16 protein-coding genes are annotated in these 15,534 nt (G+C 36.6%); 14 read left to right on the forward strand and 2 right to left on the reverse strand.

What is annotated here, in order from left to right; all coding sequences use genetic code 11:
* Positions 1-29 precede the first annotated feature (29 nt).
* From gcvT to B2C77_RS10540, 4 genes are all read left to right on the forward strand, one after another.
* The gene (gene gcvT / locus B2C77_RS10525; protein WP_077703564.1) at positions 30-1,145 is read left to right on the forward strand and encodes a glycine cleavage system aminomethyltransferase GcvT; all 1,116 of its coding nucleotides are present in this window, start codon (positions 30-32) and stop codon (positions 1,143-1,145) included.
* Positions 1,146-1,157: 12 nt separating this feature from the next.
* Positions 1,158-2,507 (forward strand): aminomethyl-transferring glycine dehydrogenase subunit GcvPA, encoded by a 1,350-nt coding sequence (gene gcvPA, locus B2C77_RS10530; protein WP_077703565.1) that lies wholly within the window; start codon positions 1,158-1,160, stop codon positions 2,505-2,507.
* Complete coding sequence (gene gcvPB, locus B2C77_RS10535) at positions 2,500-3,957, forward strand: aminomethyl-transferring glycine dehydrogenase subunit GcvPB (protein ID WP_077703566.1); 1,458 nt, start codon at positions 2,500-2,502, stop codon at positions 3,955-3,957. Before gcvPA ends, gcvPB begins: the two co-directional genes overlap by 8 nt.
* A gap of 494 nt (positions 3,958-4,451) precedes the next feature.
* Complete coding sequence (locus tag B2C77_RS10540; RefSeq protein WP_077703567.1) at positions 4,452-5,681, forward strand: IS4 family transposase; 1,230 nt, start codon at positions 4,452-4,454, stop codon at positions 5,679-5,681.
* Between the two features lie 576 nt (positions 5,682-6,257).
* Here the strand turns inward: B2C77_RS10540 and B2C77_RS10545 are convergent.
* Positions 6,258-6,629 (reverse strand): rhodanese-like domain-containing protein, encoded by a 372-nt coding sequence (locus tag B2C77_RS10545; protein WP_077703568.1) that lies wholly within the window; start codon positions 6,627-6,629, stop codon positions 6,258-6,260.
* Positions 6,630-6,857: 228 nt separating this feature from the next.
* Between B2C77_RS10545 and mntR the strand changes: the two genes are divergently transcribed.
* Together mntR and B2C77_RS10555 are read left to right on the forward strand one after the other, a co-directional pair.
* Entirely contained in the window at positions 6,858-7,289 is a 432-nt protein-coding gene (gene mntR, locus B2C77_RS10550; protein ID WP_077703569.1) for a transcriptional regulator MntR, read from the forward strand.
* 366 nt (positions 7,290-7,655) lie between these two features.
* A complete protein-coding gene (locus B2C77_RS10555) occupies positions 7,656-8,549 on the forward strand; it encodes a patatin-like phospholipase family protein (RefSeq protein WP_077703570.1) in 894 nt (297 codons plus the stop codon).
* 78 nt (positions 8,550-8,627) lie between these two features.
* Here B2C77_RS10555 and B2C77_RS10560 read toward each other — a convergent pair whose 3' ends face one another.
* Positions 8,628-9,008, reverse strand: coding sequence for an SA1362 family protein (locus B2C77_RS10560; RefSeq protein ID WP_077703571.1), 381 nt, complete (start codon positions 9,006-9,008; stop codon positions 8,628-8,630).
* Between the two features lie 438 nt (positions 9,009-9,446).
* Between B2C77_RS10560 and B2C77_RS10565 the strand changes: the two genes are divergently transcribed.
* From B2C77_RS10565 to spoIIIAE, 8 genes are all read left to right on the forward strand, one after another.
* Entirely contained in the window at positions 9,447-9,974 is a 528-nt protein-coding gene (locus B2C77_RS10565) for a YqhR family membrane protein (RefSeq protein WP_077703572.1), read from the forward strand.
* A gap of 103 nt (positions 9,975-10,077) precedes the next feature.
* On the forward strand, positions 10,078-11,139 hold the full coding sequence (locus B2C77_RS10570; protein ID WP_077703573.1) for a M24 family metallopeptidase: 1,062 nt from the start codon (positions 10,078-10,080) through the stop codon (positions 11,137-11,139).
* Between the two features lie 13 nt (positions 11,140-11,152).
* Positions 11,153-11,710, forward strand: a complete 558-nt coding sequence (gene efp / locus B2C77_RS10575) for an elongation factor P (RefSeq protein WP_073004364.1) — start codon at positions 11,153-11,155, stop codon at positions 11,708-11,710.
* A gap of 514 nt (positions 11,711-12,224) precedes the next feature.
* Positions 12,225-13,154, forward strand: coding sequence for a stage III sporulation protein AA (gene spoIIIAA, locus B2C77_RS10580; protein ID WP_101933876.1), 930 nt, complete (start codon positions 12,225-12,227; stop codon positions 13,152-13,154).
* A complete protein-coding gene (gene spoIIIAB, locus B2C77_RS10585; RefSeq protein WP_077703574.1) occupies positions 13,151-13,663 on the forward strand; it encodes a stage III sporulation protein SpoIIIAB in 513 nt (170 codons plus the stop codon). Before spoIIIAA ends, spoIIIAB begins: the two co-directional genes overlap by 4 nt.
* Before the next feature lie 20 nt (positions 13,664-13,683).
* Positions 13,684-13,890 carry a stage III sporulation protein AC gene (gene spoIIIAC, locus B2C77_RS10590; RefSeq protein ID WP_021291150.1) on the forward strand — a complete coding sequence of 69 codons (207 nt, stop codon included), beginning with the start codon at positions 13,684-13,686 and terminating at the stop codon, positions 13,888-13,890.
* 6 nt (positions 13,891-13,896) lie between these two features.
* Positions 13,897-14,289, forward strand: coding sequence for a stage III sporulation protein AD (gene spoIIIAD / locus B2C77_RS10595; RefSeq protein WP_077703575.1), 393 nt, complete (start codon positions 13,897-13,899; stop codon positions 14,287-14,289).
* 49 nt (positions 14,290-14,338) lie between these two features.
* Complete coding sequence (gene spoIIIAE, locus B2C77_RS10600; RefSeq protein WP_077703576.1) at positions 14,339-15,523, forward strand: stage III sporulation protein AE; 1,185 nt, start codon at positions 14,339-14,341, stop codon at positions 15,521-15,523.
* The last annotated feature ends 11 nt before the right edge of the window (positions 15,524-15,534 follow it).

The following is a 15,534-nucleotide window of genomic DNA, read 5'->3' on the forward strand; positions in this document are numbered from 1 at the left end:
CTATAGAAAGATTTAAGGGAGTGATCGGGATGAACGAGTTAAAGCAAACGCCTTTATATCCTATTTATGAAGAATATGGGGCTAAAGTTATTGATTTTGGCGGTTGGAACTTACCTGTTCAGTTTAAAGGCATTAAACATGAACATGAGGTGACGAGGACGAAAGCTGGTCTATTTGATGTATCCCATATGGGGGAAATTGAAGTTAAAGGGCCGAAAAGTTTAGAATTTTTGCAACGAATGGTTACGAATGATGTGGCAAAACTAACGCCGAACCGGGCACAATATACGTTTATGTGTTATGAAGATGGCGGAACCGTTGATGATTTTTTAATTTATAAGCTAAAAGAAGACGACTACTTGCTTGTTGTAAATGCAGCAAACACAGATAAAGACTATCAATGGCTTCTTGACAATAATGATTATGTAGCGGAAGAGCTTGCTATTGAGAATGTTTCCAATTGTTATGCTCAGCTTGCCTTACAAGGTCCTCTTGCAGAAGAAGTATTGCAATCGCTCACATCAGCAGATTTATCGGCAATCCGCTTCTTTAGATTTGAGACAGATATCGCGTTTACAGGGGTAGAAGAGCGAGCACTCGTATCCCGTACAGGGTATACAGGAGAAGACGGATTTGAAATCTATATACCTACAGCGAGTGGAATTGCGCTATGGAAAGCAATTTTAGACGCTGGTAAAGAAAAAGGCGTGGAACCAATCGGGTTAGGCGCTAGAGATACATTACGATTTGAAGCGGGTTTACCTTTATATGGTCAAGAATTATCTCCGGAGATTACGCCGATAGAAGCTGGATTATCATTTGCAGTAAAGGTAAATAAAGCAAATGACTTCATTGGTAAACAAGTATTACAGCAACAAATGGAACAAGGTGCAAAGAGACAACTTGTTGGTTTAGAAATGCTAGATAAAGGCATTCCAAGAACGAGTTACGAAGTTTATGATGGCGAAACAAAAGTAGGATCAATTACTTCAGGAACGCAATCACCAACATTTCAAAAGAATTTGGGTCTTGCTTTAGTAAGCACTGCTTCTGCAGAACTTGGAACGGTGCTTTTCGTCCAAGTAAGAAAGCGCCAATTAAAAGCAAAAATAGTAGAAACACCTTTTTATAAACGAGAAAGGTAGGGGGATAAATCAATGGAATTTCGCTATTTACCTATGACGGAAGAGGATAAACAAGCCATGTTAGCTAGTATTGGTGTCAAAGACTCAGAGGAGCTTTTTTCCGATATACCAAGCAATGTACGTCTAAATCGACCAATGGATTTAAAAAAACCTGCTAATGAAGTGGATTTGAAAAAAGAATTGGCACAACTAGCAAGTAAAAATGCAAATTTAAAGCAATACACAAGCTTTTTAGGCGCTGGTGTTTATGATCACTTTATTCCATCTGTTGTCGATCATGTTATTTCCAGATCAGAATTTTATACAGCATATACACCCTACCAACCAGAAATTTCGCAGGGGGAGCTACAAGCCATCTTTGAATTTCAAACGATGATTTGTGAACTAACAGGTATGGATGTGGCTAATTCCTCCATGTATGATGGTGGAACTGCTCTGGCGGAAGCTGTTAATTTAAGTGCTGCACAAACAAAGCGTAAAAAGATATTAGTTTCTACTGCTGTACACCCTCAGTATCGTATGGTGATTGAAACGTATGCAAAAGGTCCAAACTTGGAGATCGTCTACATTGATACAAAGGAGGGAAAAACAGACGTAGAACAATTAAAAACAGCGTTGGATGAAGAAACAGCAAGTGTCGTTATGCAGTATCCGAACTTTTTGGGTCAATTAGAACCGATGGAAGAAGTGCAACAGTTGCTTGAAAACCAAAAGAAAACGATGCTTATAACATCAAGTAATCCATTGGCTTTGGGCTATTTAACACCGCCTGCTGCATTCGGTGCAGATATTGTAGTAGGGGATACACAAGTTTTCGGTATTCCTGCGCAATTTGGTGGGCCGCATTGTGGTTATTTTGCAACTACAAAAAAGCTTATGCGAAAAGTTCCGGGTAGACTAGTAGGACAAACTACGGACGAGGATGGCGTTAGAGGGTTCGTTCTTACATTACAGGCAAGAGAGCAGCATATTCGTAGAGATAAGGCTACCTCTAATATTTGTTCCAATCAAGCATTAAATGCGCTTGCGAGTGCAGTTGCGATGAGTTCCATTGGAAAACATGGACTAAAAAAAATGGCAACTTTGAACATGAAAAAAGCACGTTATGCGATGAAAAAACTGGAGGAATCAGGATTTTCAACGGTTAAAAATGGTGCATTTTTTAACGAGTTTATTATTCAATTGGATAAGCCTATTGCAGAAATTAATGAGAAATTACTTACAAAAGGGATCATTGGAGGATATGATCTGGCAAAAGATTATCCTGACATGAACGGACATATGCTTATAGCTGTTACGGAAAACAGAAGTATGGAAGAAATAAATCAATTTGTTAAAGAATTGAGGGATATTCATGGCTAATCGAGACTTTCCATTAATTTTTGAACGTAGTAAAACTGGCAGAACAGGGTATAGTTTGCCAGAGTTAGATGTACCTGATATGGATTTAGAAGCAGAATTGCCAAAATCGTATATTCGAACAGAAGCACCAGATCTCCCTGAAATTAGCGAACTCGATTTAATGCGTCATTATACAGCTCTATCGAATAGAAATTATGGTGTAGATTCTGGTTTTTATCCATTAGGATCTTGCACGATGAAGTATAACCCTAAAATCAACGAAGACGTTGCACGGATGGATGGCTTTAGTCATATTCACCCAAATCAACCTGAAAGCAGTGTGCAAGGGGCAATGGAAATGATGTATGACTTGCAAACTGCGTTGTCAGAGATAACTGGAATGGATGAAGTTTCTTTACAATCTGCTGCAGGTGCTCAAGGCGAATGGACCGCTTTAATGATGATTCGTGCTTTCCATGAAGCAAATGGCGATTTCCATCGCACAAAAGTGATTGTTCCTGACTCAGCTCACGGTACGAACCCAGCTTCAGCAACGGTTGCCGGATTTGAATCGGTAACAGTGAAATCTAATGACAAAGGGCTTGTTGATTTAGAAGATTTGAAAAGAGTAGTCGGCCCTGATACTGCTGCATTAATGCTAACAAACCCAAACACATTAGGCTTATTTGAAACAGAAATTGAAGCAATGGCGCAAATTGTTCATGAAGCTGGTGGAAAGTTATACTATGATGGAGCAAATTTAAATGCCATTATGGGTTATGCGCGTCCAGGTGATATGGGATTTGATGCTGTCCACTTAAATCTTCATAAGACATTTACAGGTCCTCATGGTGGCGGAGGCCCAGGATCTGGTCCAGTTGGCGTGACAGAAGAGCTAAAACCATTTTTACCAAAACCAATATTGGAAAAACGAGGAGCAGCTTATCGATTTAATCATGATCTCCCTCAATCAATCGGGCGGGTAAAGCCTTATTACGGTAATTTTGGGATTTATTTACGTGCTTATACGTATATTCGTACAATGGGTGCAGAAGGTTTGAAGAAAGCAAGCGAGTATGCGGTAATAAATGCAAATTACTTAATGAGGCAATTACAAGAAGAGTATGATTTACCGTTCGATCAACATTGTAAGCATGAATTTGTCCTCTCTGGTAGACGCCAGAAAAAACAGGGTGTACGTACATTGGATATTGCTAAACGGTTGTTAGACTATGGCTATCATCCACCTACCATTTACTTCCCTCTAAATGTGGAAGAAGCTTTAATGATGGAGCCAACAGAAACAGAAGCAAAAGAAACGTTAGATGGATTTATTAAGGCAATGAAGCAAATTGCTGCTGAAGTAAGAGACGAACCTGAGTTAGTACAAGAAGCGCCTCATGAAACAATTGTTAAACGGATGGATGAAACAACCGCTGCTAGAAAACCGATTTTACGGTATGAAAAATAGGAAAACTTAAGTGATAACTTTCTAAAGGTATTCAAAGGTTTGCTTAAATACTCCCCTTAAGGAAGAGAAGATTAAAACTTTCGCTATCTATGGGGAGTATTTATACCGAGTATGAAGTGCTGTGAAATTTCCATCAAGAATGAATGGATGTGTGCTGGACAAGCTTAAACAGGAGATAACTAAACTAAACTCTTTTCAAACGTTGTCTTTAGATCATCCTCTTGCATGAAAGAAAAATATAAGATTTTAAGGATTATAATATAAGTAAAACGACTTCGCTCAACTGGCATAAAGACTTGGCAACAAGCCAGGTTTTTCTAATTGTCTAGGAAATTATCACTAGCGTTGCATAAACTTTTTATAAAGTAGTCAAGAAAAAACAACTTGTGTCAATACTAAGAATAATAGGAATTATCAATACAAAAACGCATAAAAAAACCTTATAATTAGGGTATGGTAGTCCTGTCCAAATCCCAAATTATAAGGAGTCTTTCATGGACAATCATACCATAAAAATGGTATTCAAGGAATACATTCATCCATTAGATACAAAAGTTATTCAAAAAATGATTGATATGGAAGGGGTAGACAAGTATGTGAAAAAGCTAGATACCATTGCCTATATTCGCTTATTTATTTACGCACAACTTAAAAAATCAGAAAATCTTGCAGTAATCAGTCAGTCTGTTTCACGCAAAAAAACGGTGCAGCGATTAGTAGGTATAGACAGTATCAGTAAGTCACAACTCTCGCGTAAGAATAGACAAATCCCACATGAAATACCAGAAGCTATTCTTCGTCATCTCATTCAAAAGGTACAGTATACACTAGGACCTGTGAAAGCAGGAAAGGCATTGCTTCAGCTGCATTTGATTGATTCATCGACTATTTCCATGTGTCTTAGTGGCTATGAATGGGCTGATTTTCGAGAAACAAAAGCCGGGATTAAAATGCACACTTCAATTAGGTTGTGCAATGATACGCTCTCGCTAGATAAGATGATTCTAACGCCAGCCCGACCAGCGGATGAGACACAGCTGGATGAATTAATTGTTTATCAGTTAGATGTGCTTCATGTATTCGATCGCGGGTACTTCAACTTTGCGAAGTTCGATGCCTATTCGGAAAAAGGAATAAAATTTGCAACGCGTATCAAAGCCAATACAGTGGTACACGTCGTGGAAGAGTTACTCGTGGATCCATCTTCTCCCATCACACGCCATGCCATGGTGACAATCGGAAACATGAAACATCCATTACAATTGATAGAGACAACAGATAGTAATGGCAAGCCTATTCGGATTGTGTGTAACGACGCCAAGCGCAGTGCGCAAGAAATCAGCGATATCTACCGAAACCGCTGGAAAATAGAGTTGTTTTTCAAATGGATCAAGCAACACTTGGTCATTACAACATTATATGGTAAGAGTGAAAATGCCGTTTATAATCAAGTCTATCTTGCAATGATTACCTTTTGCCTGATCATCCTAATGAAAAATAAAATAGGTTTCAAAGGAACCTTGCTGGAAATGTTGCGTTGGATAAAGGATGGTTACGATCAATCCATGGCAACCTTTATTTTGAAAGTACGTAAAGAACCAGAGCGAGAGTCCAGTGGACGACGAAGGTGGGACAATGAGCGAATTTTTGCAGAGACCCTAGCACAATATGAGACAGGAGACGTGTTACACTTAGATGATTTAACATACGATCCATTCGTTTAAAAGTATATACTATTCAAAAAATGGATGAAGGGCTACCTCTCATGCCTGTTGTCTTTTTTTCATTGTGTACAAATAACATATATCAGAAAATTCTGTTACCTATGTCTCAAATGGAAAATTAACGCTTGACTTAAAGCATTACTTTTTATGCAACGCTAGTGGGAAATTATCAAATTTTGCAGCTGTGGATAAACTTACTAAGTTATTTAGCCACGTCCGGCTCCAGCGCCAGCAACTAGGCGACTTCACTCCATTGCCCTAAGCTAAGTCATCATCGGTTCGTTCTAAATAGGAAGGCCGACTAAAGACGGGCTTGACGGAGGGCGCCAGCATACTCCTGTTGCAGGAGCATGATTCCTAAAACTTTCGTTGATTCGTTCCAGTCGCTACGTTGCTGAAGCGCTTGCGCCTTTTGCTAAATCCAAAGAAATAAATAGGCCATTTTATGTTGAGAAATAACTAATAAAACGGCTTTAACTCTATCGTCCATAGAGCTAAAGCCGTTTAATAGATGCTATTCTTTCTTTTTGCTTAAAGAGAAAGCAGTTTTATTGTATCGTGGGTCTTGCTAGAGAGTTAAGATTGCTTAATCTTTCCTGTCCATTTTTTAAAACCGCCTTTTAACACGTTAATGTTTTTATACCCTTTTTTATGCAAAAGCTGCGCAGCTCTAGCAGCTCTTGAACCACCTTGACAATACAGGTAAACAGGCTTGTCTGTACGCAATTCCACTAGTCTTTGTTTCATTTGCGTAACTGGTATATTCCTTGCTCCTAGAATATGTCCACGTTTAAATTCTTGTGGCTCTCGTACATCAATTAACTGCGCTTTACGATAACCTTCACGAAATTGATCTTCAGTTAATGTTGTTAAATACATACGTTGTCTGAAAAACCGAAATATAAGAAAGGCTGCAAGAACAACGATGAGTATTGCTAAAAATTCCATTATTTTTTCCCCCGTCTTTCACATTTGTGCAGTTTCTATTATAGGTGGTTTAGAGCTATTTTTCAAAAGTTATACGAAGGCTTGGATTTGAAATGGGTTGGAAGGTGAAAATAAATACAATATATGATAAGTTATTATAGCTTGTTTCCTATTCATAAATCATGTATTCTTATAATAGAAACAATTTTGCCTTTGATAAAAACTTATTCTTGAAACGGAGGAACTTATATGCCTACACCAAGTATGGAAGATTATATAGAGCAGATTTATAACTTAATGGAATCAAAAGGATATGCACGTGTTTCTGATATTGCAGAAGCATTAGAAGTACACCCATCTTCAGTAACGAAAATGGTACAAAAATTAGACCGCGATAATTACTTAAATTATGAGAAATATCGAGGCTTTATTTTAACAACTAAAGGAAAAAAAGTTGGAGAGAGATTGGTTTTCCGTCATGACCTACTAGAAGAATTTTTGCAAATTATAGGAGTAGATCATGAAAATATTTACAATGATGTAGAGGGGATTGAACACCATTTGAGCTGGAATTCCATTGATCGAATTGGTGATGTGGTCAATTATTTTAAAGAAGATAAAGCTCGAGTAGAAGAATTAAAGCGCACGCATCATGAAGCAGAATTGGAAAGCAATTCATAATTCGTTTTTTACTTACAAATGGAAGGCCTTTATAAAAAATAATCTTTAAGAGGTTCTATTTTTGCACTTCACTGCTTATTTATAAGACTAAAAGCGTGTGTTCATAAACGAGGTTAGAAAAGTATAAAATTTTTAGGGTTTATAGTATAAGAAAAAATCTACAGCTTCCGCCATAAGACTTGACGACAAGCCAGGTTTTTCTATCAAGTGAGTATGAAGATCGTTCGTGAAGATGTACATCTGCATCAGTGGTTAAAGAATACCTTCACGAATTTTCGTAAAAACCATCTATGGAAAAATGTGTGACGTTTAATTACCTTTTTTGAACCACCGCTTATAAAAAGTATTGAAGGGGAGATTGCGCGTATGCAAATAGATGGTGTTTTTTCTGGTGGTGGAGTGAAGGCTTACGCTTTTATTGGTGCAGTGAAGAAAATTGAAGAAAAAGGTCTTACGATGGAGCGTGTTGCAGGTACTTCAGCGGGAGCGATCATTGCTTCTTTATTAGTGGCAGAGTACAAGCATAAAGAGATAGAAGCTTTTATGGAAGAGTTGGATTTAAATGATTTCTTAGACCCCCCAAAATTGGCTAAATGGCTTCCTTTTACAAAATGGTTGCTTTTATATTTTCAATTAGGAATTAATAAAGGAAATAAATTAGAAAAATGGATCGCAGAAAAATTAGCAGCAAAGCAAATTTGTACATTTCAAGATATTAAAGCCGGTTATTTAAAAGTCGTTGTTAGCGATATATCTTTAGGTAAGCTTGTTGTTATCCCTGATGATTTAGAAAGAATATATGGTATACCTCCAGAGGAATTTCCTGTAGCTAAAGCTATTCGAATGAGTGCAGGCTTTCCATATTTTTTCATGCCCCAGAAATTGAAAGGCAGTAAACAAGAGAAAAGCTTGATTATTGATGGAGGTCTTTTAAGTAATTTTCCCCTTTGGATATTTGAAAAAAACCCTCATAAACGAACACGCCCAATTATCGGTGTCAAATTAACTACTACCTCAACCCAAGAATTAAAACCTCGTAAAATAAAAAATGCATTACACATGTTTCATGCTTTGTTTCTTACAATGAAAGAAGCACATGATGCGCGATATATTTCTACATCGGAAGCAAAAAACATTGTTTTTATTTCTGTGGAAAATATTGAAAGTACTGATTTTTATATTAATAAAGCCACCAAAGAATCACTTATTCAAGCGGGGTATGCGTATACAGAAAAGTTTCTTGACCGTTGGCCTAAGTAGATTCGAGTTCCTTATAAATATTATTACCAACTGTGAACAATAAAAAGGTGAACTGGGAAAAAGGAAAGATCGTGCGTTTTAAAAAGACGCACGATCTTTCCTTTTATGTTTGTTACCTTCAATAACTCGTAAATGAGCTGCCCGCTTATGTTTTTTCTTTCGGAGTGTAGGGCTGGTCGGTTGTTGCTTTGTAGCGTTTGCTTTGTAAGCTGGTTTCTGTTGGTGGTATTTTGCTTTAGACTGCTTGACAGCTTGTTTATATTTCTTCATTTCATTCGAAGAGCTCTTTTTTCGAATAAACACAAAATAGATAATCGCAAATAGAACGACCCCAAATCCGATGGAAATGAACATGTTATTGATCAAGTTCGCAGGTTTTGTAAATAGTTGTGTTAATAGTCCAATAGTAGCTAAACCGATAATCATATACACAGCAATGGAAATAGATTTTCGCTTCATTACGCGTCCTCCTATCTATGTTTATCATACAACTTCGCACGTCTTTATCCCTAGCGACAATTCTAAAAAAGCTTCTGAATGTAGGCTTCCTTATTCGTCACACTGGAAGTGAAAGGTATGACATTTTATTTACACTATAATAAAATATAAATTTTTTAGGGTTATAGTATAAGTAAAACAAAGGCTTGGTGATGAGCCACGTATTTACACTGTCTGCTCATTAATCAAATAAGTCTGTCATGTATAGCCTTTCCTTCTTTTTAATATAATATTCATTTATTTTAAATAAAACGAACTAAAAATGTAATTATATCTATACTTTTATTTTACTGCATTAACAAGGAAATAACTAGAGAAAAATAGGTTAATTAGATGACCATATATTTCAGGGATGGCTTTACTTTGTTTCGGTAATACTACATATAGGAGGTGTTCAAATTGAATAAACAAGATAAACATTTAGAGCAAAATAAACATGAAACGCCAATGACTATATTGTCTAGGTCCTTGTTAACAGGCTTTATTGGAGGTTTAATTTGGAGTACGTTTGCGACAATATTATATTACTTTAACTTTTCTAAAATAGTTCCAAAATCATTTATATTGAGCTCATGGCTACAAGTGGAATGGATTGACACATGGCTGGGCACGCTCATGACTATTTTCGCAATAGGCGTCATTTCAATAGCAGTAGCGTTCGTTTATTATTTATTGTTTCGAAAAGTGAATTCGCTTTGGATGGGAGTGACATTTGGGGGGGTACTATGGGGAGTTATTTTTATCATCATGAACCCCATATTTTCAAGCGTACCATCTGTACAAAAATTGAATCTAGACACTATCGTCTCCACTCTTTGTGTCTATGTGCTTTATGGAACATTTATTGGCTATTCCATATCCTATGATTATCAAGATCTGCAACGTGCTAAAGATGACACAACGCAAACAGAAATGACGCAGAAATAGGCTTGGTTATCAGCAGGTTATATTATTCAAATGGTGTTGTTTATGATAAACTGTATACAGTCGATTTTCCTGTGAAAAATATAGAAGATGAAGGGATGAGAAAATGAGTAAGCTTACCAAATTAAGACAGGCGCTAGAAGCGAAAGAATTAGATGGCATCTTGATTTCGAGTGGAATAAACCGTCGCTACATGACTGGTTTTACTGGTACTGCGGGTGTTGCTTTAGTTAGCTTAACAGATGCTCGGTTTATTACTGATTTTCGTTATACAAATCAAGCAAATGAACAAATCGCTGATTTTACAGTAGTGGAACATAAGCAGGGATTAAAAGAAGAAATAAAACATCAGCTAAAAAGTATGGGCATAAAAAAACTGGGTTTTGAACAAGATCATGTTACATATAGTGAGTACACAACGTTTAAGGACACATTTGAAGTGGAACTAACCCCTGTAAATAATATGGTTGAATCTTTACGCCTCTTTAAAACAAACGATGAATTAGGCATCATGAAAAAAGCTGCTAAAATAGCAGATGATGCATTTGACCATATTCAATCTTATATTAAGCCTGGAGTAAGAGAAATAGATATTTCTAATGAATTGGAGTTTTTTATGCGTAAGCAAGGTGCGACTTCATCAAGCTTCGATATTATCGTAGCTTCTGGATATCGTTCTGCCTTACCACATGGTGTTGCCTCGGATAAAAAAATCCAATCTGGCGAACTAGTGACAATGGATTATGGTGCATTATATCAAGGCTATTGTTCTGATATTACTCGTACAGTAGCAGTAGGGGAAATTAATGACCAATTACATTCCATTTACCATATTGTATTAGAGGCTCAATTACGTGGAGTAACCGCTATTAAACCTGGGGTTACTGGTAAAGAAGCAGATGCAGCAACGAGGGATTATATAAAAGAAAACGGATATGGAGAATTTTTCGGTCATTCAACTGGACATGGACTAGGTATGGAAGTTCATGAAGCCCCTTCGTTGTCATTTAAATCTGAAAAGCCCTTAGAAAAGGGGATGGTTGTTACTGTAGAACCAGGTATATACATCCCAGAAGTCGGTGGATGCCGCATTGAAGATGATGTAGTCTTAACTGAAACAGGAAATGAACGACTAACTTTGGCACCAAAAGAATTAATTCAGTTATAACAGGAGGCAGACAATGATTTCAGTGAACGATTTTAAAACAGGATTAACAATAGAAGTAGACAATGGTGTTTGGCAAGTAATGGAATTTCAACATGTAAAGCCTGGTAAAGGAGCTGCCTTTGTTCGTTCTAAACTTCGAAACCTGCGTAATGGTAATATACAAGAAAGAACATTTCGGGCAGGAGAAAAAGTAAGTAAAGCGCATATTGAAACGAAGAAGATGCAATACTTATATGCTTCTGGTGATGCGCATGCTTTTATGGATACGAATACGTATGAACAGATAGAGCTTTCCAGCAGCCAAATTGAACATGAATTAAAATTTATGAAAGAAAATATGGAAGTTTCTATTGTAACTTATGAGGGTGAAGTACTAGGTGTGCAGCTTCCAAATAACGTGGAATTAGAAGTTGTGGAAACAGAACCAGGTATTAAAGGTGATACAGCAAGTGGGGGCTCAAAGCCAGCTACTTTAGAAACAGGACATACAGTACAAGTACCTTTCTTTATTAATCAAGGAGACGTATTGGTTATTAATACATCAGACGGAAAATATGTATCAAGAGCGTAAAAAAACAGCCTGTGGTAGGCTGTTTTTTTACGCTAGAGGCAGATTCAAAGGCGTGGGGGGTGAAAAAACCTCCGCGCCTTGTTTCGTATACCTTTTAGGTACTAGGATGGCAGTTTAAACTTGTTTAGCTCACATCTTCTAACTCTTGAGGTAGCAGATTCTCAGCATTTCTCATGTAGGATGACAATAATATAAGCGAATTAGTTCTAACAGTTTAGAAAGCCATTAACGCTTAGGTAACGTGCTCCAACATCTATCAGAAAATAATTCTTGTCTGAAGATAGAACAAATAAAATAATTTTACCCTATTAAAATAAATATAGTCTTAGCAGAACTTGCTGTTAAGCAAAGTTGTCGTAAGTCGTTCCTCATACGTTATTAATTATCTTATAATTCCATATTTTTTAAAATTAAAATATTTACTCTATCTTATCATTTACAATGAAGTCATATTTCATCTATTTGCGCATACATTTACTAATAAATGAAATTCAAAAAGTGAGGGAAGAGGCTAATGATTGAAATAAGCAGACTTTTTCCTGAACGATTACAAAAAGAGATAGAATGCGCACTTACGAATAGATGGGAAACATTGCAAGAAATTAGACTAAGGTTACAGCAACCAATTGAACTTATTTTTAATCATTCCTATGAGCACCTTTCTTCTCTAGTTCCGGACAAGCGTGATTTTGTGCATATTATTCAGCAGTTAAGTGACTACTCTTTATATCGAATGGAAGAAGAATTACGAGAAGGATATATGACTATTGAAGGAGGACATCGAGTAGGTCTGGCAGGGAGAGTAAACACTTTAAACGGATCTGTAAAGGCGATCCAGTATATTACGTTTTTAAATATTCGAATTGCTAAACAAAAGCTTGGGGCTGCTAATAAACTCATGCCGCACCTATATCATAATGGGTATATGAATACGTTAATTATTGGTGCCCCACAAACTGGAAAAACTACGCTTATTCGCGATATAACAAGGATCATCTCCAGTGGATGGAAGCATATTTCACCATCCAAAGTTGGAGTTATCGATGAACGTTCCGAAATTGCTGCTTCTATTAAAGGAATACCGCAACACAATTTAGGATTGCGAACAGATGTAATGGATGCTTGTCCAAAAGCAGAAGGAATGATGATGATGATTCGATCTATGTCACCTGAAGTTTTAATTGTCGACGAAATTGGTGGTAAAAAAGATGTTGAGGCATTGTTAGAAGCACTTCATGCAGGTGTTGTTGTGATATGTTCCGTACATGGCTACTCATTAGAAGAATTGAAACGTCGCCCTGGCGTGCAAGCATTACTTGAGAAAGGAATTTTTAACCGCTTTGTTCTTCTTCATCAAAAGTCTCCGTTGCATTACACATATACAATTTTTGATTCGAATCATAGGAATTTATCGTATGCAAAAATGGAGGGGTACGCAACATGATGTGGGTAGGAGCGATGTTATTTATTGCTACAACAACGTGGATTGGGTTTGAATGGAGTAATCGACTCGCTAATCGTCCTAAGCATATAAGGCAGGTGAAAAATGCCTTACAAATACTTGAGGCTGAAATGATGTATAGCCATTTACCACTTCAAGATGCTTTTTACACAATCCAAAAGCAGACACCATTTCCAATCCACGCATTTTTTGACCGCTTGTATAAAAACATGAACTATGAGAGTAAAGATTTTCAAGTTGTCTGGGAGAATAGTTTAGAAACATTTATGGATATATCGTGTCTTGGAAAAAACGAGAAAGAAATATTGCTTCAATTTGGACAAACACTTGGAAAACATGATTTTCTCCAACAGCAAAAGCATATTCAGCTGGCAGCCAGTCATTTGGAAAGGGAGCTGGAAGCCGCTAATGAACAGTATCAAAGATACGGGAAAATGACAAAAAGTTTAGGTATATTATGTGGTGTGTTTATCGTATTGTTGCTTTTATAGTGTGAAAGGAGTTCTTCCCTATGTTTACAGACGCGACGATTTTATTTCAAATTGCTGGAATTGGCATTATTGTTGCTTTAATCCACACCATTTTAAAGCAGATGGGTAAGGAAGAAATCGCCCAGTTTGCCACATTAATTGGCTTTATTATTGTTCTTGTATTAGTCATTGATGGACTATCAGATCTCTTTCAGCAGATTAAATCTGTTTTTCTTTATCAAGGGTAGTGTGCAATGGATATTTTACAAATTGTAACATTGGGTCTAGTAGCTAGCTTGCTTTATATCATTTTAAAAAATGTTAATCAGACATTTGCATTTTTTGTTGTATTACTTACAGGGGTAGTTATTTTCCTGTCCATCATACAACAAATCAATCATATATTTCAGTTGATTCAAGCATTAGGTGCAAAAGCACAAGTAGATGGGATGTATTTGGAAACCATTTTAAAAATAATTGGCATCGCTTATATTGCTGAATTGGGAGCGAATATTACAAAAGATGCAGGACTAACTTCCGTAGCCAATAAAATTGAACTTGCAGGAAAATTATTTATTTTGTTATTGGCTATACCAATAATCACTGCAGTAATAGAAGCGATTTTACAATTTATACCTACTGTATGAAAAGTATTGTAGTACGAGAAATAAACCTAGGAAGGAGTTTTTATCGTGCATGAATGGTAAACAAATAGGGATCATTCTTATATGTACTTTTGTTATTTGCCTTCTGGGTTATGAAAAAGCTATAGCAGAAACGACATCTAATGAATCAGATACTGTACAAAATAACATGCTAGAAGAAATTTCTTTGGAGGGGGTACAAGCATACTGGGGTAAATTAGTAAATGAATATGGTGGATATTTACCAGAACTCGAAAAAACAAGTGTATATGAATTTATTAAAAATCAAGATTCTTTGTCACCTCAATCTATCATTATTGGTATTTTAGAATTCTTATTTCATGAACTGATTTTAAATGGGAAGTTATTAGGCTCTCTTTTAATGTTAACTTTATTTTCGGCAATGCTACAGACGATGCACAATGCGTTTGAGACAAGTACCGTAAGTAAAGTCGCTTACTTTGTTGTATATATCGTGCTCATTTTTTTGGCATTAAATAGCTTCTATTCAGCGGTGACCTACACCAAAGATGCGATTGACGCGATGAGTAGTTTTATGATTGCTCTCTTACCTTTAGTCTTAGGGTTAATGGCTTCATTTGGGAATATTGTGGCGGTTTCTTTTTTTCATCCGATTATTATCTTTCTTATTCATGCAGGTGGTCTCATCGTTGCTAATTTTATTTTGCCGCTCTTGTTTTTATCGGCTTTGTTAGTGATAGTCAGTAGCTTAACAGAGCACTATAAGGTAACGCATTTAGCGAATCTATTTAAATCCATTGCAGTTGGCACCTTAGGTGTATTCTTTACCATTTTTCTAAGCATCATGTCAGTACAAGGAACAGCAAGTGCCATTCAAGATGGGGTAGTGATGAAAACAACAAAATTTATAACCGGAAACTTTATACCAGTTGTGGGTCGTACGATGACAGATGCCGCAGATACGATATTAAGCGCATCCCTATTGTTAAAAAACGCAATTGGAATTGTAGGGTTAATTATTATACTGTTTATCGCTTTGTTTCCGGCATTAAAAATCTTTGCAATTGCAGTAATTTATAAAGTTGCTGCCGCAATCTTACAGCCGATTGCGGATGGGCCAGTTATTACTACATTGAATACAATTAGTAAATATATTGTTTTTATTCTTGCGTGTTTATTAGCAGTATCATTTATGTTTTTTTTGGCAATTGTCATCATTATTGCAGCTAGTAATGTAACTTTGCTCTTAAGATAGGGGGGGCGAGC

This window comes from Virgibacillus dokdonensis, assembly GCF_900166595.1.
Lineage (GTDB): Bacteria > Bacillota > Bacilli > Bacillales > Amphibacillaceae > Virgibacillus > Virgibacillus dokdonensis.